The sequence below is a fragment of the Bacillus sp. FJAT-27245 genome (genome assembly GCF_001273955.1).
Lineage (GTDB): Bacteria > Bacillota > Bacilli > Bacillales > Cytobacillaceae > Bacillus_D.
Genome location: NZ_LIGI01000001.1, coordinates 1,983,161 through 2,003,926 on the forward strand (window position 1 = coordinate 1,983,161; position 20,766 = coordinate 2,003,926).

The 20,766-nt window shown below is 48.8% G+C and carries 16 protein-coding genes; 8 read left to right on the top strand and 8 right to left on the bottom strand.

Translation table 11 applies throughout. The features are described 5' to 3' along the window. Positions 1-3 precede the first annotated feature (3 nt). On the top strand, positions 4-1,188 hold the full coding sequence (locus ADU24_RS09535) for a M20 family metallopeptidase (protein WP_053366408.1): 1,185 nt from the start codon (positions 4-6) through the stop codon (positions 1,186-1,188). A gap of 284 nt (positions 1,189-1,472) precedes the next feature. On the opposite strand, the gene ADU24_RS23745 is transcribed toward ADU24_RS09535, so the two are convergent. Next, positions 1,473-2,000, bottom strand: coding sequence for a transposase (locus tag ADU24_RS23745; RefSeq protein ID WP_442853757.1), 528 nt, complete (start codon positions 1,998-2,000; stop codon positions 1,473-1,475). A 723-nt stretch (positions 2,001-2,723) separates the two neighbouring features. On the opposite strand from ADU24_RS23745, the gene ADU24_RS09545 reads away from it, so the two are divergent. Then, entirely contained in the window at positions 2,724-3,569 is an 846-nt protein-coding gene (locus ADU24_RS09545; RefSeq protein ID WP_053366410.1) for an aldo/keto reductase, read from the top strand. Positions 3,570-3,785: 216 nt separating this feature from the next. Here the strand turns inward: ADU24_RS09545 and ADU24_RS09550 are convergent, their stop codons facing one another. Further along, positions 3,786-5,237, bottom strand: coding sequence for an alpha-amylase (locus ADU24_RS09550; protein WP_053366411.1), 1,452 nt, complete (start codon positions 5,235-5,237; stop codon positions 3,786-3,788). 179 nt (positions 5,238-5,416) lie between these two features. Between ADU24_RS09550 and ADU24_RS09555 the strand changes: the two genes are divergently transcribed. Continuing rightward, positions 5,417-6,295, top strand: a complete 879-nt coding sequence (locus ADU24_RS09555; protein WP_053366412.1) for an SMP-30/gluconolactonase/LRE family protein — start codon at positions 5,417-5,419, stop codon at positions 6,293-6,295. A 767-nt stretch (positions 6,296-7,062) separates the two neighbouring features. On the opposite strand, the gene ADU24_RS09565 is transcribed toward ADU24_RS09555, so the two are convergent. Further along, positions 7,063-7,893 carry a protein-glutamine gamma-glutamyltransferase gene (locus ADU24_RS09565; RefSeq protein ID WP_082306863.1) on the bottom strand — a complete coding sequence of 277 codons (831 nt, stop codon included), beginning with the start codon at positions 7,891-7,893 and terminating at the stop codon, positions 7,063-7,065. Positions 7,894-7,988: 95 nt separating this feature from the next. Between ADU24_RS09565 and ADU24_RS09570 the strand changes: the two genes are divergently transcribed. Beyond that, a complete protein-coding gene (locus ADU24_RS09570) occupies positions 7,989-8,549 on the top strand; it encodes a hypothetical protein (protein ID WP_053366414.1) in 561 nt (186 codons plus the stop codon). Between the two features lie 19 nt (positions 8,550-8,568). Then, complete coding sequence (locus ADU24_RS23640) at positions 8,569-8,700, top strand: hypothetical protein (protein WP_269432221.1); 132 nt, start codon at positions 8,569-8,571, stop codon at positions 8,698-8,700. Positions 8,701-8,737: 37 nt separating this feature from the next. On the opposite strand, the gene ADU24_RS09575 is transcribed toward ADU24_RS23640, so the two are convergent. From ADU24_RS09575 to ADU24_RS09590, 4 genes are all read right to left on the bottom strand, one after another. Beyond that, positions 8,738-10,324 carry an acetolactate synthase large subunit gene (locus tag ADU24_RS09575; protein ID WP_053366415.1) on the bottom strand — a complete coding sequence of 529 codons (1,587 nt, stop codon included), beginning with the start codon at positions 10,322-10,324 and terminating at the stop codon, positions 8,738-8,740. Between the two features lie 297 nt (positions 10,325-10,621). After that, a complete protein-coding gene (locus ADU24_RS09580; RefSeq protein WP_053366416.1) occupies positions 10,622-12,733 on the bottom strand; it encodes a transglycosylase domain-containing protein in 2,112 nt (703 codons plus the stop codon). Between the two features lie 960 nt (positions 12,734-13,693). Next, positions 13,694-13,846 carry a YpzG family protein gene (locus tag ADU24_RS22540; RefSeq protein ID WP_082306864.1) on the bottom strand — a complete coding sequence of 51 codons (153 nt, stop codon included), beginning with the start codon at positions 13,844-13,846 and terminating at the stop codon, positions 13,694-13,696. A 180-nt stretch (positions 13,847-14,026) separates the two neighbouring features. Continuing rightward, entirely contained in the window at positions 14,027-14,971 is a 945-nt protein-coding gene (locus ADU24_RS09590) for an aldo/keto reductase family protein (protein WP_053366418.1), read from the bottom strand. Between the two features lie 323 nt (positions 14,972-15,294). Here ADU24_RS09590 and mtnA point away from each other — a divergent pair, with 323 nt between their 5' ends. The 3 genes from mtnA (at position 15,295) to ppc (ending at position 19,965) form a co-directional block, all read left to right on the top strand. Then, positions 15,295-16,338: an S-methyl-5-thioribose-1-phosphate isomerase gene (mtnA, locus tag ADU24_RS09595; protein WP_053366419.1), complete on the top strand. Its 1,044-nt coding sequence runs from the start codon at positions 15,295-15,297 to the stop codon at positions 16,336-16,338. A gap of 103 nt (positions 16,339-16,441) precedes the next feature. Further along, entirely contained in the window at positions 16,442-17,083 is a 642-nt protein-coding gene (locus ADU24_RS09600) for an L-fuculose-phosphate aldolase (protein WP_053366420.1), read from the top strand. A 125-nt stretch (positions 17,084-17,208) separates the two neighbouring features. Further along, positions 17,209-19,965: a phosphoenolpyruvate carboxylase gene (ppc, locus tag ADU24_RS09605; protein WP_053366421.1), complete on the top strand. Its 2,757-nt coding sequence runs from the start codon at positions 17,209-17,211 to the stop codon at positions 19,963-19,965. A 380-nt stretch (positions 19,966-20,345) separates the two neighbouring features. On the opposite strand, the gene ADU24_RS09610 is transcribed toward ppc, so the two are convergent. After that, complete coding sequence (locus tag ADU24_RS09610) at positions 20,346-20,762, bottom strand: VOC family protein (protein ID WP_053366422.1); 417 nt, start codon at positions 20,760-20,762, stop codon at positions 20,346-20,348. Positions 20,763-20,766 lie beyond the last annotated feature (4 nt).

A 20,766-nucleotide genomic window follows, 5' to 3' on the forward strand; every position in this document is an offset into this window, starting at 1 on the left:
AAAATGGAAACAAGCGCAACATTGAATTTGAACGGACTGGCAGAGGAGATTTCGGCTCAGGTGGTCGAGTGGAGAAGGTATCTCCACAGCAACCCGGAATTATCCTTCCATGAGGAAAAGACTGCACAATTTGTTTATGATACACTTGCCGGATTTGGCGGCCTTGAATTGTCGAGGCCAACAAAAACGAGCGTTATGGCGAGGCTGATTGGCGGGCAGCCCGGAAAGGTACTGGCTATCCGTGCCGATATGGATGCACTGCCGATTACCGAGGAAAATGAGTTCGAATTCAAATCGCAAAATCCTGGAGTCATGCACGCATGCGGCCATGACGGCCATACCGCAATGCTGCTCGGGACTGCGAAAGTGCTGTCAGGATTGAAAGACCAAATTAAAGGGGAAGTCCGCTTTTTGTTCCAGCACGCCGAGGAATTGTTCCCTGGCGGAGCGGAAGAAATGGTTTCGGCCGGTGTAATGGATGGCGTTGACCTCGTCATCGGTACCCACCTTTGGTCACCGCTTGAGGTTGGAAAAATAGGCGTCGTTTACGGCCCGATGATGGCCGCGCCGGATACGTTCTGGATTACCGTAAATGGTAGAGGCGGCCACGCGGCGCTACCGCATCAGACAATCGATTCGATTGCGATTGCCGCCCAGGTTGTCACAAACCTTCAGCACGTCGTTTCAAGGAATACAGACCCGCTTGACAATCTAGTCCTGTCCGTCACACAGTTCATTGGCGGAACAACACATAACGTCATCCCGGGCTCTGTGCAAATGTGCGGTACAGTCCGGAGCTTTGACCCAAAACTGCGTGAGTCTGTCCCTGAATTGATGGAACGCGTCATCAAGGGAATTACCGAAGCCCATGGAGCATCCTATGATTTCAAATATGAATTCGGCTACCGCCCGGTCATCAATGACGCCGAGGTCACGCAGGTCATTGAAGAAACGGTCCGTGAAGTATTCGGCGAAGAAACACTCGACATGATGCGTCCGAACATGGGCGGAGAGGATTTCTCCGCATTCCAGCAAAAGGCACCTGGCGCGTTCTTCTATGTCGGAGCCGGCAACAAAGACAAAGGAATCGTCTACCCGCACCACCACGCACGCTTCACAATCGATGAAGATGCGCTGGAAATCGGCGTCAAAACGTTCCTGCATGCGACGTTTAAGTTTTTGGGATAAGCGGAAGCAAACTTGAGTTCGTTACAGACAGAAGGTGCTTGGTTACAAACAGGAGTTCCTGTATACTTCGAAAAAGCCGCATTGGGAGCATTTGTCCCTGTGCGGCTTTCTTTTTAGTAGATAATGTAAGTGTCTTTTTTAAATATAGTTTTGGTACTTATTTCGGCTCAATACCAAATCTTCCATTTGTTCTGTACTAAAGCAGGTTTAATAGATTTTTATAAAAACAAATTTGTTTGCAAAGCATATTTTAGAAGACCCTTTTTTAAAAAAGCAGCTTTGCGTCACTTTGTTTTCAGGAAGGCAGACCTATGAGTTGGACTCATGAGAAATCGGAAGTAATTGCCTCTTTGGGGTTCTTTAAAATAGGAAAGCAGCTTTGTGGTGTGTACAAGATTTCCGCTAGATGGCGAGGTATATGCCTGGCAACTGCTCCAACGGTAATCTTCCGGCTTAGTAGTGAGGCCAGCCCTAAGAGGATTTAAATGGATGTATCGGCTTAAATCCAGTTCGTAACTTTTGGTGCCAACATGGAATGCCGAATAGCGCCGATCGAAAACATGGCCCGAGTATTTATGTTTTTCATAGAAATAAGTAGCGTAGGAAGAATTGATAAACTGCATGATTTTTGGAGGAAAGCAAGTGGTTATTTCAATTTGGAGATGGACGTGGTTTGGCATCAGGCAGAAGGTATGGAGATTAAAACGGAAACGTCTTTTTGCCAGTGTCAACATGAACAGATACATTTCCCTATCCTTATCATCGTGAAAAAGCAGCGCCCTGCGGATTCCCCGGCAGGTTATGTGATACATTCCGCCCGGAATCCATTCGCGTTTTTTTCGGGGCAAGCAAATCACTCCTTATAAAATAGTAATTGGAGAAATAAATTTAAAAACGATGTTGCCAGAGGTTCAAAACGTGGAGTCTCTCTCATCATAACCTAGTATTTGGGGGATTTGCAAAAAGTTCATTCTTTCAGATTGCAATTTTTGGGAGGCGGCTGACGCTCACTAGTGAATTCACTCGGATGACTAGTGAATTTTGATCGAGGTGCATGACTCTCACTAGTGATTAATCACTATAGAATTTTGCGAAAAGTAGTAGGGGTCAGACCCTCACTAGTGAAATTACTAGAATGACTAGTGAATTTTGAACGAGGTGGCTGACGCTCACTAGTGATTATTGACTATAGGATTTTGCGAAAAGTAGTAGGGGTCAGACCCTCACTAGTGAATTCACTCGGATGACTAGTGAATTTTGTTCGAGGTGCCTGACGCTCACTAGTGATTATTCACTATAGAATTTTGCAAAAAGTAGTAGGGGTCAGACCCTCACTAGTGAATTTACTCGGATAACTAGTTATTTCCCCAAACTCAAACATTGCCTTACGCCTTCAGGTTCCAGGTTACAACCCCACTCCTGCACCATCCACGTCGCGCAAGCCAGTATGGTTGCATTCGAATACGCTCAGTGGCAATATGTTAGGTGCAAGCAAAAGTATTCAATTTTTACGAAAATTGTTGGGAGGAATACTGATGACGGCGAAACATTTGCAGGATACTGTGACATTACATAACGGCGTGAAGATGCCTTGGTTTGGTCTAGGGGTTTATTTGGTCCAGGAGGGGGACGAGGTTGTCCAGGCGGTGAAAGCCGCGATTAAAAACGGCTACCGAAGCATTGATACTGCTGCTGTCTACAAGAATGAAGAAGGCGTTGGAAAAGCAATCAAGGAAGCGCTTGAGGAAAATGGACTGAGCAGGGAGGAACTATTCATCACCTCCAAGGTTTGGAATGCTGACCAGGGATATGAATCCACACTGGAGGCGTATGAAACAAGCCTTAAAAAACTCAACCTTGACTATCTTGACCTGTACCTAATCCACTGGCCGGTAGAAGGGAAGTACAAAGAAACATGGCGCGCGCTCGAAACCCTTTACAAGGATGGCCGTGTCAAGGCAATTGGCGTAAGCAATTTCCACATCCACCATTTGGAGGACCTTTTGAAAGACGCGGAAATCAAGCCAATGGTAAACCAGATTGAATACCACCCGCAATTGGCCCAGCGTGACCTTCGTGCATTTTGCCGTGACCAAGGTATCCAAATGGAAGCTTGGTCGCCTCTTGCGCAAGGGAAGCTTCTAGACAATGATACACTAAAAGGAATCGCTGAAAAATACAATAAATCGGTCGCCCAGGTCATTTTACGCTGGGATTTGCAAAACGAAGTGGTCACAATCCCGAAATCAATCAATGAGAACCGCATCATCGAAAACGCATCGATTTTCGACTTTGAACTCTCACAGAGCGATATGGAAAAAATCAACGGCCTGAATGAGGACCGCCGTGTCGGCCCGGATCCTGACAACTTCAATTTTTAAAAAAGAAAAGCGGCTTTCCCTGTCAAAAGGGAAAGCCGTCTTGCTTTACATATTATCACGAGTAAAAGCCGGATTGTTAAAACGTGAACGAAAAGCCAGGCAGACGACAATTGGTTTTTCATACGAAAATTGTGTTTTTAAAAAACAAAGCATCAGTCCACCGAGCGAGTTGACCTCTGAATTATACTGCACTCTCACTTGTGATATGCCAAATTGTTACTTAACCGCCCAAACAGAAACGCTGCCGCCGTTTACGCGAAACGTTGCCCAGCCGTCTTCCTCAATTACTACTTCGTCCTGACGATTGCCGGTAATGTCTTTCCACGTTTGCCCGGCCCGCTCTTCGCCGACGAACATCCGCTTTTCACCTTCGTCCCCATTGGAGATGAGAACAGCGCATCCCGAATTCTCGTGTTCCGGCACGCCTCCGCGCACCCAGCCGATTGTGTTCGGATGGTCGAAGTAGTCGGTCTGCTCGCCGTAGGCCAATTTTTTCCGGGCGTAGAGAAGGGGATCGAGGGCCGCTTTCTTTCCTTCGCAAGGTTCGGGTCCCCCGATTCCGAAATAGTCGCCGTAGAAAACGCAAGGATAGCCGGCGCCCCTTAGCAGAATCAATGCATACGCGCTTTGCTTAAACCAGTCTTCCACCCATGATTCCAGCGCTTCGTGCGGCTGGGAATCATGGTTGTCGACAAAGGTGACCGCATTGCGCCGATGCGACTGGACGAGTGTGTCATCAAATATCGTCGTTAAATCAAAGTCACGGCCGGCTTTTGAGGCATGGTGCAATTTATAATGGAGCGGTACGTCAAACAGCGCGATATTATAGTCAACGATATCCAGGTATTCCCGGCATTTCTCGAGGTCGGGCTTCCAGAATTCCCCGACGAAAAAGAAATCCTCGCCGCGGTGGTCCATCATTGCATGGACGAACTCGTTGACGAAGTTATGGTTGATGTGCTTGATCGCATCGAGGCGATAGCCGTCACAATTGGTTGTATCGGCAAGCCATTTTCCCCAACGAATCATTTCCTCCCGCACATCGGGATGATCGTAGTCATAATTGGCGAACATGAGGTAATCGTAGTTGCCGAACTCGTCATCGACGTGGTCGCTCCACGATTTATGCTCGCCAAGTATTTGAAAGACGCCGGTTTTTCCGGTTTTGACGTCATAATCCGTGCCATTGAAATGATGATGGTTCCATTTGAAAGAAGAGTAGGCTTCGCCGCGACCGGAAAAATTGAATTTTGTCCAGCCTTCGATTTCAAAAGGGTCTGAGATTACTTTGGTACGGTCCATATCGTCCACCTGGACTACCTGGAACGTTTCTGTTTCGTCCGCGCCGGCCTTATGGTTCATTACAACATCAAGATAAACTTTGATTTCATTGTCATGGCATGCCTGTATAGCTTCTACCAGCTCATCCTTCGTTCCATATTTAGTCCTGACGCTTGTTTTTTGGTCGAATTCGCCAAGATCGTACAGGTCATAAGGGGCATACCCCACATCATCGGGCGAAATCGCCTTCGTGGGCGGCGGCAGCCAAATCGAATCGATTCCAATCCGTTTCAGTTCTGGCGCCAGCTCCTTCAGCCGGTTCCAATGTTTGCCTTCTGCGGGCAAATGCCATTCGAAAAATTGCATCATTGTTTTATTTTCAACCATGTACCCTATCCTTTCCGAAAAAAAATGCCTCCCTAACTTGCTGAATATACTTTTACCCTTAAGTCCGTTCAGTTAATCACATGGTGCTTGGTGAAGGATGTTTGTTTACCCATATAAGAGGGTTTAGTAAAACAGAGAGCATTTATGTGCTAGTAATGATGTACATAAGGAGGATTTTCATGCAAAAAGAAGTTGAGCTTGTTGTTGACGCAAAGGCGATCCTAGGAGAAGGGCCGAGCTGGGACAGGAAATCGGGTGTTCTGTATTGGGTCGATATTGAGGGGAAGAAGGTCCATCTCTTTAACCCGGGTACAGGGGAAAACAGGGCGATTGATGTTGGGCAGATGGTCGGTGCGGTCGTCCCCCGGGAATCAGGCGGAGCCGTTGTTGCACTCGAGTCGGGATTCCATTTTTTGAACATAGAAACAGGACGGCTGGAGCCGATTTGTGATCCGGAAACAGGCCTGGAAACGAACCGGTTCAATGACGGGAAATGCGATCCAGCAGGAAGGTTCTGGGCCGGTACGATGGATAAGAACGGCTCTGGAAAGAATGGGTCGCTCTATTGCCTTGAGCCATCCCTTTCTTTTAAAAAGAAGCTAGGAGGGCTAGGCATCTCGAATGGCCTTGCGTGGTCGCAGGACAATCGGTTCCTTTATTTAATCGACACGCCAACCGGGAAAGTGGCCCGGTACAATTATGAGTTGGAAACAGGTGAAATCAGTGAACCAAAGGATGTTGTCACGATGCCGGACGGGGAAGGGTTCCCGGACGGAATGACGATTGACGAGGAAGGGTTTCTTTGGATTGCGCATTGGGCCGGTGGGAAGGTGAGCAGGTGGAATCCTGAAACAGGTGAAAAGGTGGCGGATATCATGGTTCCGGCTGTAAATGTGACGTCCTGTGCGTTTGGCGGCCCGGATTTCTCGGAACTGTACATTACAACCGCAAGGAACGGCATGTCCGATGAAGAGCTTGAACGGTTCCCGCATGCAGGCGGCGTTTTCAAGGTAAAGCCAGGCGTGAAAGGCATGCCGACCAACGAATTTAAAGGTTAAACGGTTCGGGCCAGAATAATGCGTGCGCTCCGTTTAGGTTTTTATTGCTTGCTGAAATAAAGAGCTTGTTGGCTTAAACTGAATGATCGACCTGTTTGGTTTAGTTTCATGCTGGAATAAAAAAGTCTTTAAACCGAATAATTGACCATGCATCGTTTAGGTTTGTCCCCTTGAGGTAAAGGAGTATTAAAAGCCAGACCGAAAAGGAGAATGCCTATGCCTGGTTGGGTAATTGGTTCGATTGTCGGGGCTTGGGTCTTATTATTCATGATTGAAGAGGCTGGACAGTATTTCTGGAAGCGGTATGTTGAAGAGGAACCGATAAAAACTCAACGAAGCCGTGTCCATTCGCCGCGGATTCGGCGGGCTCCCGGTTTGTTTGAAAAGGTTTCTGAGATTGGAGCCGATATATTTGGAAAGGTTAGAAAGCAAGTTTTGTGGCAGAAATCTGCAAGGTTTGCATGTGCGTTTTCAGAGAGATATGCCGAGGCAATTAGAGGGTTGCGAAGCAATAAGGCATGGGAAAGGCTCTCTCTGTTCGTTGGCCGATTTTTCCGAAAAGGTGGCGTGCGAAGCCTGACTGCATGGGAAAGAGTTTCACAGTTCGTGGGCCAAGTTTTCCGAAAAGGGGCTGCGGCTCTTCAACAAATTAAGGTTGTAAAGCTGTGCTTGGCTGGTGCCTCGTCTTTCGTGCGGAAATATCGGAAAAGTTCATCGCATTCATGATAAAAAGACGTATGTTGTGCATACGTCTTTTTTCGTGTGGGTTACATGAGGTAGGTTTGGGTGCCGATTTCCGAGACGATGAGGTTGGAGGTATGGCAAATTTCGTGAAACCCGGCTGCCCCGCGTTCGTCCAATAGGCGAAATTGGCTTAAGTAGCGGAAGTTCGGGATGGCTACGACATCGGTGAGGTAGGCCTCGCGTTTAGCATTTTTCTTCCTTTTCGTATTAAGGAAGTCAATGATGATTTTCCCGGGAACGATTCCGACTCCGTGGCCAAAGTAGAGGTCGCGGTCCAGGTAAATTGCATTTTCGCCTTGCCAGTGGGGGGTTTCAGGGTTGACGTCAGGATTTTTGAAGTAGAGGCAATCTCCCGGCAAGAAGTCTGTGCTGTTGAATATTTGCAGGTCAAGGTCCTCGTCATACTGCCAATCGTACAACGTCAGCCCCGCGAAAAGCCGGTTGAACATTGCTTCATCGATCGACTCGAGCGTGGCTTTATAAAAGATGATCAGCATCGCAGTCGCGCATTCGAAGGCGTATTTCTTGCCGTTTATAAAAATATCGTTAAGAGCGGTTTGAGGCAGTACGTTTGGTTTGATTACAATGGCGCCGCGTCTATCCAGAAACCAGTACTTTTCATTGCACCTCGTCGTCCGAAACGTCGCAAAACCGGCACCGCTTTTATTCAATAATACGGCCGCGCGCAAGATGCGAAGCCTCATTCCCAGTTCAAAGTCCAATTCGTGGATGGTCGCGAATTCATAAACCTTCTTCGATTTCCCCATCCATTGAAGAAGCTTCAATTTCTGTCTTGAAGGCTTCCCGGCGTAAAGTTTGTTAACCTCTACGACTTTCTGATTGATTGTGATCATTTCAGCACCCCCTTTATAGGGTTTTTAAAACTTCCGATTCCTCGCGATTACTATCCTGCAGGGTCGCCTGCATAGTATGGAAGCGAGGTGGTCGTATGGTTTTTTTAAAAGAAGTAACAGGCGATATTCGGTTCGCCCAGACAAAATTTAATTCGTACTCAACGTCGAGGAAGCTCGTTCTGGGCGCGCTTTTCGCCGGCATTGCGGCAGTCCTGCAATCAGCGGGCGGCTTTTTCCCCGGGGCCGGGTACGCGGTCAGCCCGTTCGCGACCGGACCGATTTTGCTTTGTTTTATCGTATCGCTCTGGACTGGGACTCTGTCGTATTTCCTCACATGCCTGTTGCTCGTCATCCTGCAGCCAAGTGAACTATTCATTTTCCCGTTTACAACCGGCTTGCTCGGGATGGGACTGGGCATTGCTTTTTCGCTTGGCAAAAGGAGATTGGGCATCATTTTTTCCGGCGCGGTTAGTTTAGCAGCGGGAATCCTCATTCTTTTGTATGCGTTGCGCTTCCCGGTCCTCGGGCCAGTGGCATCAGGTTCGTTTTCATTCGCAGCAGGCGGAATCACGCTTTTTTCATTCCTTTACGCATGGCTGTGGGTTGAAGGTGCTTTGTTCTTTTTTAAAAAAATGAAGGACATCCTACCCTGGTAACATTCTGGAACGTTGGCGTATGAAATTCATTAGGATGGTTAACAAGGAATTCGGACTGGGCATCAACGATAATTGGAATCCCGGTATGTTTTTCTCGGTGTTCGGGCCGGCCGCAAACGCAACCGGCCTTTCTACCTTCATATTCAATTAGAAGTCGTCCATATTCCTGCTTCCTGTGGAAAAAAGGATTACATGTTCAGTTCTATCAAGGTAATGCCTTCCGGTTTGGAAAGATATTGGTTTAATTCGGTTTCAAATTCCTTTACGGTAGTAACCTGTTTGCCTTTTATGCCAAAGCTTTCGGCCAATTTTCCGAAAACGGGGTTCTCGAATGTCACACCATAGCTTTCGCCGAACTTTTTTTCCATTTGCTTGACTTCAAGCTTCAACATCGAATCGTTGATAACGAGGACGAGGAACGAAAGCCCGAGCCTCTTCGCCGTTTCTAGTTCGGCAAAGTTCATCAATGCGCCGCCGTCACCTGTTATCGCGATGACAGGGGCATCCGGGCAGGCGAGTTTGGCCCCGATGCAACCCGGAATCGCGATTCCCATCGTGGCGAGCCCGTTCGAAATGACAAGCCGGTTAGGCATTTTAGGCTGATACGTCCTCGCGATGGAAACTTTATGATCGCCGACATCGGAGATTAAAATCGTCTCACTCGGAGCGAGCCTTTCGATCGATTGAAGGAGCTGCTCTATTTTCATTGGCCCGTTGCCGGAATCGGAGGGTTGCTGTATTTGATAATTTTTCGCAATAGTTGCCTTAAGATTACCTGAGGGAGCCCACGCTTTCTCCGGGATTTCCGATTGATTGAACAACCGGAGTGTCTCCTTGATGTTTCCGGTAAGTTCGGCGGCGACTGGGTAATATTCATTCGTTTCCGCAGGCAGGGAGTCGATGTGCAACACTGGGATTCTACCCTTGTTCCAGTGATCGGGCAGCTTTTCGGAAAAGTCGAGCCCGATTACGATCAATAAATCCGCCTCCTCGATTCCCGGGAGTGCCTCATCCTTTTCGTTATAACCAAAGGTAAAGTAGTTTTGCGGGTGGTCGGGGTCCAAAATTCCTTTCGCCTTAAAACTGTGGGAAACAGGCATTTTTAGGTGGTCAATGAATTCTCTTAGTTCCTCTGTTGCATCCTGCCTGAACACGCCATTTCCAATAAGAACATACGGTTTGGCATGTTGGTGGATCAGCTTGGTCGCTTCTTTGATGGCTTCTCTGGTTGGCACGCCCGCGGGCAGGGGAGTGGTCTCTAAAGGCGATTTTTCCGTGTCCTCGGATAAAATATTTTCGGGTACAACAATCGCCACCGCGCCCGGCTTTTCCATCATCGCCTGCTTGAATGATTTGCGGATAATGGTAGGCAAGGTATCCGGGTCGATAATTTGCGTGCAATCCTTTGTAATTGGTTCAAACAGTTTAACAAGGTCCACATACTGGTGCGACTCAGGATGCTGGCGTTTCATGGCAGCCTGGCCAATCAGCGCGACTAAAGGGGAATGGTCCAGGTGTGCGCTTGCTGTCCCTGTCACAAGATTCGTAGCGCCCGGCCCAAGGGTTGCCAGGCAAACGCCCGGTTTTCCGGAAAACCGCCCATACACATCGGCCATAAATGCAGCACCCTCTTCATGGCGAACATTAATGAATTGGATTTTTTCCGATTTCGCCAGGGAATCGGCCAGCGCGAGCACCTCCGTCCCGACAATCCCAAATATATACTCGACACCTTCGTTTTCAAGACACGTCACTAATACATCAGCTGCTTTCATGGCTCCTCCTTTTAAAAGAACAATCTTAAATTTAGTTTGGTTGAATGCAAGGCTGTTATACAAAGGGAATCTTGAGGTTATGTTGTTGCCATGGAATCCACATATTTGTTCCTTTTAAGCCTCATAATTACTTATAGCCTTTGAAAAATAAAGAAAACCCGCCAGGTGATTTTGATCCCGGCGGGTAACTTTTTTTATGAGGCAATGATGTATGTCCATTCGCCTTTTTTTAGTCATATGCGAATTGTGTACTGCCTTGCTAAAACTTCATATGCATGCTGTGGCTGGCTTTGAATACTACCTGTTCTTCAGCTCCTGGATTTTATCAGCGAGCCTGCCAAGTCCGTCCATCATCGCTTCAACGCCCGTATCAAGCGCCTTTTTCCATTTCGGGGCTTCCTGTTTGATCGTTTCAGCAGCTTGGCTAACTTCTTCCTTCAATTTCTCGGTCTGGGCGAGAATTTCTTTTTTCGAAAAAAACGATTCCGGTTCCTCGCCGGCGACAGCGATGCCAAACGATTCTTCCTGCAAGAATGGCTTTGCCTCCTGCATGATTGCCCTGAAAATCGGGGCGGTTCCCTGTGAAGCGTTCGTCGTCAAATAATGCTCGCGGTCGGTCCGGTCGTAGCCAAGCCAAATCGCTCCGGCAACTTCCGGCGTGTAGCCGGCAAACCATTGATCCTTCGTCCCATTAATACCTTCGATTGGCACCTGGGTTGAACCTGTTTTCCCGGCAATATCGAGCCCCGGGACCTTTGCCGCTCTCCCTGTGCCATTTTCCACGACGCCAAGCAGCATGGAAGTGATTTCGCGGGCGACCCTTCTAGATGTCACTTTCACGGTCTTGTCCTTGTGGCTCGCGATTTCATTGCCGGTCGGGCCGACAATCCGGACGATGAAATGCGGGTCATGCCGCTTGCCCTCGTTTGCGAATGCCGAATAGGCGGATGCGAGCTGGAGAGGGGAGATGCCGTTGTGCATCCCGCCAAGCGCCAAGGCAAGGTTGCGGTCTTCCTTCTGGATTGGGATGCCGAACCGTTCCGCTGCCTCCGCGCCTTTGCTGACGCCGATTTCATTCAGAAGCCAAACGGTCGGCACATTGATTGATTGCTCGGCTGCCTTGTACATTGGAACTTTTCCGGAAAACCTTCTTGACGCGTTTTGCGGTGTGTAACCATTGAATGACATTGGTTCATCTACGAGCTCGGAGTCCGGTGAAAATCCTTCTTCGAGCGCCGGGGTGTACACGGCGAGCGGCTTCATCGTTGAACCTGGCTGGGCCCTAAGCTGTGTCGCGCGGTTGAAGCCGCGGAATACATGCTCACCGCGCCCTCCGACAACGGCCATAACCCCGCCTGTTTTCGGCGAAATCAGCACCGCGCCGCTTTGGACGATTTCCCCACCACGTCCGCGCGGGAAGAGCCAATCGCGCTGGTATACTTTTTCAAGTGAAGTTTGCAAATTGGAATCAAGTTCCGTATAAATCCGATAGCCTCTTGTTAAAATTTCATCCTGTGTCAGCCCGTATTTTTTGCTCGCTTCATTGATGACCGCGTCCACATAGTACGGGTATTTCCTTTTAACCTTTGTGCCCTGGCCATCGCTGAGGGCGATATTTTCTTTTACGGCGCGCTTGTATTCCGCATCGGAAATTTTGTTCAGTTCGTGCATCTTTGCGAGTACGACATTCCTTCGTTTCAGCGCCCGGTCATAGTGATTGAACGGATCGTAGGCGGAAGGGGCCTGGAGCAATCCAGCCAGGAGGGCGGCTTCGCTAATCGTCACATCTTTTATGTTTTTATTGAAATAACGCTGTGAAGCGGAACCGATTCCCCATGCGCCGCTGCCAAAATAAACCTGGTTTAGGTACATTTCAAGTATTTCATCTTTTTTATACGTGTGCTCAAGTTTTGCTGCGAGGAACAATTCCTCGGCTTTCCTGCGGTACGTTTGTTCAGGAGAGAGCAGTGCATTTTTCGCAAGCTGCTGGGTAATCGTGCTTCCGCCGCCCGTAATCCGTCCGGCAAACAGGTTGCCGAAGAACGCCCTGGCAATCCCTCTGACGTCAAAACCATGATGTTCGTAAAAACGCTCATCCTCAATCGAGATGACCGCATTTTTTACACGGTCGGGCAATTCGTCAATCTTTGTCCCACCTATACGGTTGGCCGTTACTTCCGCCGCCTTAACCCCATCTCTATCATAAATAACCGTCGACTGGCTGAGCCCCTCCTTCAGGGACTCCACATTGGCTCGGCTCGCAAGCCATGCGAAAAACAGAATCGTTACCAGAAGTGTAATTAATGCAACCAATAAAATAATCTGAGTCAAATGCCGCTTTTTCCAAAAACGGCGCACTTTTTCCCAATAGGGACGCAATTTATCCCAAATAGGATGCAATTTTTCCATAAGAAACCAACCTTCAATCGATTTAGCTTATAGCAGAAGGATACCAAAAGAGACGGCAATGTCAAAATAGATACATACCAATAAAGGGGGATTTAGGCAAAGTTCAGGAAGATAGTGGAAGGGGGCAGGATGTTAAATCGCTGGCAGGAAGGTTTCGGCCGAAATAAGAGCGAGCCGGCATTTGTTCAATTTAATGGGTTTGTCTTGGCTGTTCTAGGTTTAGGTTTCCACCCTTTTTAGGGGTTTTGATGGCATTTAATAAATATGATGGGTTGGTTTCTGGGTTTGGAAAATGAATGAGACGCCAATTTCGTTTTTATCGGGAATTTTCCTCGTTTATCCGGGAATTTACGTGCTTATCGGGACTTTTTCAACTTTATCGGGGAATTTATAATTATATCCGGAACTTTTTAATAGATATCTGGAATTGCACATTTCAGAGGCAATACCTTGCGAAAAAACGGTCCGATTGACGCCGGAAGGGAAGGCAGATTTGGGGCCAACCTATTATATCCCCCACTTTTAAGCAGATATCGAAAGTTTCAGGCGGGATATCGAAAGAATTTTCAAGTTATCGAAAATTACAAGCCACTTATCGAAAACTGTCAAATTTTAGACACAATTACGATGGGAAAACAGCACCGCCGTGTGAGAAAAGGGGACCTGAAAAAGAAACATCTACCGCAAATAAAAATGCCGTTCAAATGAACGCTACCCCTTATTAAAAAGAAGGATTCACCTTCAAAATTCGGCCCCCCAAGCAATAAGATGCCACGCAAAAAAACTAGTCACCCCCATGTAGTAGGTTGCCGCGCAAAAAAACGCAGTCTCCCTCAAAGTAATAGGATTGCTCGTAAACAAAAACACGGCTCCATCATGTTAAAGGATGCCCTGCACATAAAAAAAACAGCACCCCTCCATTAATTAGGGGTGCCGCATGTACGTTTCTCCTGCCAGCCATCACCAGCGGTGCGCTTTTGCGTTGCTCCTCAGGATGATGTCTGTTTGTGACATTTTCGTTTGGCCGTTAAGCTGCGACTTTGTGTGCTTTCGGCTTTGAAACGCCTGGTGAAAAAGACCTGAACGCGGATCGAGATAATCCTTGTAGCTCATTTTATCACCTCTATGCAGGATTTTGGTGAAACGCTGGCATCACAGGGGTGCCAGTATTATCTTTTCTTGGAACCGCGCAAATTAAACAGGTTCGGCTTTTTAACAAACAACTACATTGGCCACGGCAGCCAACCGTCAAAAAGAGTCAGAACCCTATCTACAAGGAGGTTCCCGGTTAATCTAGCGGAGAATATCCTCAATACCAGCAAGCACATCGGCCGAGAGCTTGACGCCGCTAGCTTTGACGTTTTCCTCGACCTGTTCCGGGCGGCTCGCGCCAATCAACGCGCTCGAAACGCCTTCCTGGCGCAGGATCCACGCAAGGGCAAGTTGGGAAAGGCTCAAATCCAGTTCGGCCGCGACTCCTTTCAGCTGTTCAACTTTCTCGAGGTTTTCATCCGTTAGCAGCCCGAACAGGTTAGAATACCCCTCAACGGAGGCGCGGCTGCCGGCTGGGATGCCTTCGCCTTTTTTGTACTTTCCGGTCAGGACGCCCTGCGCGAGAGGGGAGAACACAACCTGGCCGATGCCGTGCTTCATGCTGACCGGCAGCACTTCATCCTCGATATAACGCAGCAGCATGCTGTACTTCGGCTGATTCACGACAATCCGGTCGAGCAGTTTCTTATCGGCAAGGTGGACCGCTTCGGAAATTTGCTCGGCAGTCCATTCACTGACGCCGATGTACAGCACTTTCCCCTGGCGGACGAGATCATCCAACGCCCGAAGCGTTTCCTCTAAGGGAGTTTCCGGGTCATACCGGTGGCAATAGTAAAGGTCGACATAATCCGTTCCGAGTCGCTTCAGGCTGGCATTAGCCTGCTCGATGATATGCTTGCGAGACAAGCCTTTGTCATTCGGGCCTTCACCCATTTTGCCAAACACTTTCGTGGCAAGCACATAAGACTCCCGTGGATACTTGCTAAGAGCTTTGCCGACCACTTTTTCAGCCTCGCCGCGGATATAAACGTTGGCCGTATCGAAAAAATTGATGCCAAGTTCATATGCCTTGTCAATCGACGCCTCCGCATTTTGCTCCTCAACGTATCCTCCATATGTAAGCCAGCTTCCAAGGCTGATTTCACTCACTTTCAGCCCCGTTTTCCCCAACCTGCGATAATTCATTCCGATCACTCCTTATTATTTCGGATTACGTAATAAACGTACTATATTGGGTTTTTTATGTAAAGGAGGAAATTTATAAAAGAAAGAGGTTTTGTTTACATAACACCATTATGGTGAATTGATGGACGAACAATAAAACGCCCCCTCGCCAAAATTCGGGTGGTGACAGGCCCCGTTCGCATTTCGACATTTTTCTACTGGTGCCTGACTCTGTTCGTATTTTTCAAACGGATTTTTGCTTGTCCGTATGAACCTGCAGGTGATAGACTGAAGGCGGAGAGGATAGAACAACCAAGGCATGATAGACAAAAGGGGGATTCGGCGTGGCTGAACCGTTGACTACGATTGAGTGGAAAAATGATGGGCTTGTATTGATTGACCAAACACTATTACCAAATGAAATAGTATATGAAACATTTACGACCGCGGAAGGCGTCTGGGACGCAATCCAGGTCATGAAAGTCCGCGGAGCACCGGCGATTGGCGTTGCGGCCGCATACGGGCTGTACCTTGGCGTCAAGGACACACCCGAAGACTCCTACGAATCTTTTTCCAAAAAAGTAAAAGAAGTATCCGATTATCTCGCAACATCCCGCCCGACCGCGGTTAACCTGTTCTGGGCGCTTGAGCGGATGGAAAACACCGCCGCATCACTTAAGGAGAAACCTATAAATGAAATCAAGGCGAAACTCCTTGAAGAAGCGATTGCCATCCATAAGGAAGACGAAGAAATCAACCGCAAAATCGGCGAAAATGCACTAACCCTCATGAACGACGGAATGGGCCTGCTTACGCACTGCAACGCCGGAGCACTCGCCACAACAAAGTACGGAACCGCAACCGCGCCGATGTACCTGGCGAAGGAAAAAGGCTGGGACATCAAGGTCTATTCCGATGAAACGAGGCCGCGCCTCCAAGGTTCCACCTTGACCGCACTTGAACTGCAGCGCGCCGGGATTGATGTAACCGTCATCACCGACAGCATGGCAGCGGTCGTCATGTCGCAAGGCAAAATCGACGCCGTCATCGTCGGAACCGACCGCGTTGCAGCCAACGGCGATGTCGCGAACAAAGTCGGCACCCTTGGCGTATCCATCCTCGCCAAGCATTACGGCATCCCGTTCTATGTCGCGGCACCAACACCGACAATCGACATGCGCACCGAAACCGGCAAGGACATCCCGATCGAGGAGCGCCACGCCCACGAAGTCATCAACCGCTTCGGGCAATTCTCCGCGCCTCAGGACATCCAGGTCTACAACCCGGCCTTCGACGTCACGCCGAACGAAAACGTAACGGCCATCATCACCGAAAAAGGCATCGTCCGCGCGCCATATAAGGAAAACCTGAAGAAATTATTTTATTGATTTTTTGGGAAAATTGGCCAACACCAACTGGGACCAGCTTCAATCCAGTTCAGGCGATGCAAAACGGTCATCTTAAACTACTAAAAAAGGCGGTAGATTCCGCATGCTGTTGCAACACGAACGAGAGAAAATCGTTGAATATGGAAAAAAATTGATCACGAGCGGCCTGACAAAAGGGACAGGCGGCAACATTTCGATTTTTAACAGGGAAAAAGGCCTTGCCGCCATCAGCCCGAGCGGCCTGGATTACTTTTCGACGGAACCGGAGGATATCGTCGTTGTCGACCTTGATGGCAACGTGGTCGATGGCGTCCGCAAGCCGTCGAGCGAGCTGGAGATGCATTTGATTTTTTACCGGAAAAGGGACGACATCGACGCACTCGTCCACACCCATTCGCCTTTTGCGAAAACAATCGCTTCGCTAAGGTGGGAACTGCCGGCTGTTTCCTATCTCGTTGCCTATGCAGGGCCGAATGTTCGTTGCTCGGAATATGCAACATTTGGGACGAAGGAGCTCGCCGAAGCGGCATTCAAAGGAATGGAAGACCGGCGCGCAGTCCTGCTCGCAAATCATGGGGTGATCGCAGGAGCGCATAATATCGCGACAGCTTTCACAATTGCCGAAGAAATCGAGTTTTGCTCGCAAATTTATTATCAGACGAAATCAATCGGTGAGCCGGTTCTGTTGCCTGAAGAGGAAATGGCGACGCTCGCTGAAAAATTCAAAACGTATGGCCAAAAATAAGCTTCCAGTGGAGGCTTATTTTAATTTTTTAAAAAAATCATACTAAAAAAATAAACAAACAAGATACTTTCGTGCTATAGTAATAAAAAACTTTACTGTAATGCAGTATGTAGGAAGGTGAGACGATGACGGAATTGAAAACAAATGACAGCAGCCTTCCGCTTAGGCGGGATGTGAAGATGCTAGGGAAAATCCTCGGGGACATATTGCAATACAACGGCGGGCAGGAGCTTTTTGAAACGGTCGAAAAACTCCGGCTTAAATTCAAGGTTCTCCGCGAGACTTTCGAGGAAACGATTTTTGAAGAATTGAAAAAGGAAATTACCGGGCTGGATCCGAAACTAAGGAACCAGGTTATCCGTGCATTTGCCGTTTATTTTCATTTAATCAACGTCGCCGAACAGAACCACCGTATCCGGAGGCGGCGTGAGTATCAGCTGCGGGAAGATGCGAACGCGCAACCCGGCTCGATAGAAAGTGCCATTCTCTCATTGAAGGAACATAGCATCAGCGCCGAAGTCCTCAAAAAAGTGCTGGACGGAATGTCACTGGAACTTGTGATGACCGCGCATCCGACTGAAGCGACGAAGCGGTCAATCCTCGAAATCCAGAAGCGGATTGCCGACCTTTTGAAAAACCTTGACAATCCTCTCCTGGCAAGAAAGGAACGGAAAAAAATTGAAGGCAGCCTATTTAACGAGGTGGCCGCCCTTTGGCAGACGGATGAACTCCGTGACAGAAAGCCGACCGTAATCGATGAGGTGCGGAATGGCCTGTACTATTTTGATCATACGCTATTTGACGTGCTGCCTGAAATTCACCAGGAAGTCGAGGAATGCCTCGCGGATCATTATCCGGAAGAAGCCTGGAAGGTGCCGACTTTCCTGAGATTTGGATCCTGGATCGGCGGTGACCGGGACGGCAACCCGCATGTTACGTCCGATGTGACGTGGGAAACACTGACGAGGCACCGTAAGCTGGTTTTAAAAAAATACCGGGAAGTGCTTGTCGAACTAATGAGGCGGTTCAGCCATTCAACCGCCCGTGTTAAGGTGAGCGATGAGCTAATCGAGTCGGTCGCAAAGGATGAACAGGCCTATTTGCCTGAAGACAAGCGCTGGTCAGTCGCCGAGGAACAGTACCGACGGAAGTTCGCTGTCATGATTGAGCGTGTCAGAAATGTTGGCCGGGACGAGTCCGGTTACAAGCTGCCCGAGGAGCTGCTCGCTGACCTTGAACTCATTAAACGGAGCGTTTATCAGCACCATCCCGCAAACCATGAACTGAAGCTTTTAGAAAAATTGTCCAGGCAAGTCAAACTGTTTGGCTTCCATCTCGCAACCCTTGATATCCGTAATCACAGCGGCGAACATGAAGCGGCCATTACGGAAATTCTCCGGAAGGTCCGGATTGCGGAGGATTACAAGTCGCTGAGCGAAGAAGAAAAACAGGAGCTTCTTCAACGGTTGCTCGCCGACCCAAGGCCGGTTTTGCTTTTGCACGAAGATTATTCGGCAGAAACGCAGGAAATAATCAACGTCTTCCAGTTGATCAAAAAGGCGCATGAGGAATTCGGGAAACAATCCATCTCTGTTTACCTCGTCAGCATGACCCAATCGGTAAGTGACCTTCTTGAAGTTCTTGTTTTGGCAAAAGAAGCGGGCATTTATAAGCTCCATGCAGACGGGAAGGTCGAGTCGTATTTGAATGTCGCACCACTTCTCGAGACAATCGATGACCTGACCGCCGGGCCGAAAATTATTGAAACGCTATTCAATATGCCAGTATACAGGAATCATTTGCAAATGCTCGKCAACTGCCAGGAAATCATGCTTGGCTATTCCGACGGCAGCAAGGACGGCGGCACGATGACCGCCAACTGGAAACTGTACAAGGCACAGCTTGAAATCCATCAAATGGCGAGGGAACATAACATCCGCCTGAAGTTTTTCCACGGACGCGGCGGTTCGCTCGGCCGCGGCGGCGGACCGCTGAACAGGAGCCTGCTGTCCCAGCCGGCTGAAACGTTTGGCGATGGAATCAAGATTACCGAGCAGGGCGAGGTATTGTCCTCACGCTACTTGCTTGAAGATATTGCCTACCGGAGCCTTGAGCAGGCCACATCGACGATGCTTGAGGTGGCGGCCCATGTTTCAACCGAATCGGAACAGGGAATCCTTGATGAACGGTTTGTCCAGGCAATCGAGGATATTTCCTCCGTATCGCTTGAGAAATACCAGTCGCTTGTTTTCGCGGACAAGGACTTCCTCACGTATTTCAACCAAGCCACGCCGCTCTTTGAAATTGGCGAGCTGAACATCGGCTCACGGCCAATGGCGAGGAAAAACAGCGCCAAATTCGAAAACCTTCGCGCCATTCCGTGGGTATTCGCCTGGACGCAAAGCCGGCAACTGTTGCCAGGCTGGTATGCTGCAGGTACAGGATTGGAGAGCTTTGCTCGTAAAAGTGAAGAGAACTTGGCATTGCTACGGGAAATGTATGAAAACTGGCCATTCTTCCGCTCGACCATCGACAACCTCCAGATGGCGCTCATGAAGGCGGACATCACGACCGCAAGGCAATACGCCGCCCTGGTGGAGGATACGGAAATCAGGGACCGGATTTTCGGGAACATTGAAGAAGAATACAACCGGACAAAAGAAATCCTGCTTGCGATTACGGAGGATGACGAGCTACTCGAGCACTCACCGAACATTCGCGACTCCGTCAAACGCCGCAATCCATATGTCGATCCGCTCAACTTCATCCAAGTCGAGTTGATTAAGGAACTGAGGAAAATGGACGAGCCCGATGAGGAGCTCATGACCCAGGTTCTGCTTACGATCAGCGGAATTGCCGCCGGCTTAAGGAATACAGGTTGATATAGTTAAGGCTGGCTGTGCATTGGGCTGGCCAGGGGAGGGGCACTTTTAAAGTGTCCCTCTTTGCGTTGGGTGGTTCGCTATTATTGGAATGGCAAAGCAATTCGCAACTGATCTCGCGCCGCCCAGCAAGGAGAAATCTCATGGGGAGTGTGTCCAAAGATATTCGATGTTGGGACGCAAAGTGAAATCTAAATGGAAGTAGTCCTAAGAACCCCGATGTTTGGACAGAAAGGATTTCACCGCTCCATTGTCTAAAACTTGCCGATGTTCTTTTAAACCTGTTCGACACATTTTCTAGGCCAAGCCCAAACATTGTCAGTCATCTAGTTGTTTAAAAAGAGGAAGCCGCAATTCACGGCTTCCTCTTTCAGACTATTTTACTGCTGTCCCTTTTCAAAGTTCAGATCCCAGATGATTCCGAATTCGTCGCGGACTTTTGCGTATTTGGCGCCCCAGAAGGTGTCCTGGAGTTCCATGAAGACGGACCCATCCCTAGAAAGTGCCTCGTACACGCGGTTGATTTCCTCTTCGCTCTCGAATTCAAGGACGAGCGAAACATTGTTACCGGCTGTTACATCACGGCCTGGTCCAGCGTCGGACACCATGATGACCAGTTCACCAACACGAAGGCGACCGTGAATGAGTAGATTGTCGGCTTCAGGCGGCGTCGGGAAATTCGCTTCCCCATACGTTTGGACCCGCTCCAGTTCCCCTCCGAAAACCTCCTTGTACCGCTCCAACGCGGACCTCGCATTGCCGTTAAAGCTTAAATAAGGTGTTATAACTTGTTTCATAAAC

Coding starts and splice junctions, on each gene's coding strand:
- ADU24_RS09575 (WP_053366415.1), bottom strand. CDS start 10,324: ATGAAAGCAGCTGATGTATTAGTGACGTGTCTTGAAAACGAAGGTGTC.
- ADU24_RS09580 (WP_053366416.1), bottom strand. CDS start 12,733: ATGGAAAAATTGCATCCTATTTGGGATAAATTGCGTCCCTATTGGGAA.
- ADU24_RS09555 (WP_053366412.1), top strand. CDS start 5,417: ATGCAAAAAGAAGTTGAGCTTGTTGTTGACGCAAAGGCGATCCTAGGA.
- ADU24_RS09550 (WP_053366411.1), bottom strand. CDS start 5,237: ATGGTTGAAAATAAAACAATGATGCAATTTTTCGAATGGCATTTGCCC.
- ADU24_RS09610 (WP_053366422.1), bottom strand. CDS start 20,762: ATGAAACAAGTTATAACACCTTATTTAAGCTTTAACGGCAATGCGAGG.
- ADU24_RS09590 (WP_053366418.1), bottom strand. CDS start 14,971: ATGAATTATCGCAGGTTGGGGAAAACGGGGCTGAAAGTGAGTGAAATC.
- ADU24_RS22540 (WP_082306864.1), bottom strand. CDS start 13,846: ATGAGCTACAAGGATTATCTCGATCCGCGTTCAGGTCTTTTTCACCAG.
- ADU24_RS09600 (WP_053366420.1), top strand. CDS start 16,442: ATGCTGTTGCAACACGAACGAGAGAAAATCGTTGAATATGGAAAAAAA.
- ADU24_RS09565 (WP_082306863.1), bottom strand. CDS start 7,893: ATGATCACAATCAATCAGAAAGTCGTAGAGGTTAACAAACTTTACGCC.
- ADU24_RS09535 (WP_053366408.1), top strand. CDS start 4: ATGGAAACAAGCGCAACATTGAATTTGAACGGACTGGCAGAGGAGATT.
- ADU24_RS09570 (WP_053366414.1), top strand. CDS start 7,989: ATGGTTTTTTTAAAAGAAGTAACAGGCGATATTCGGTTCGCCCAGACA.
- ADU24_RS09545 (WP_053366410.1), top strand. CDS start 2,724: ATGACGGCGAAACATTTGCAGGATACTGTGACATTACATAACGGCGTG.
- ADU24_RS23745 (WP_442853757.1), bottom strand. CDS start 2,000: ATGTATCACATAACCTGCCGGGGAATCCGCAGGGCGCTGCTTTTTCAC.
- ADU24_RS23640 (WP_269432221.1), top strand. CDS start 8,569: ATGAAATTCATTAGGATGGTTAACAAGGAATTCGGACTGGGCATCAAC.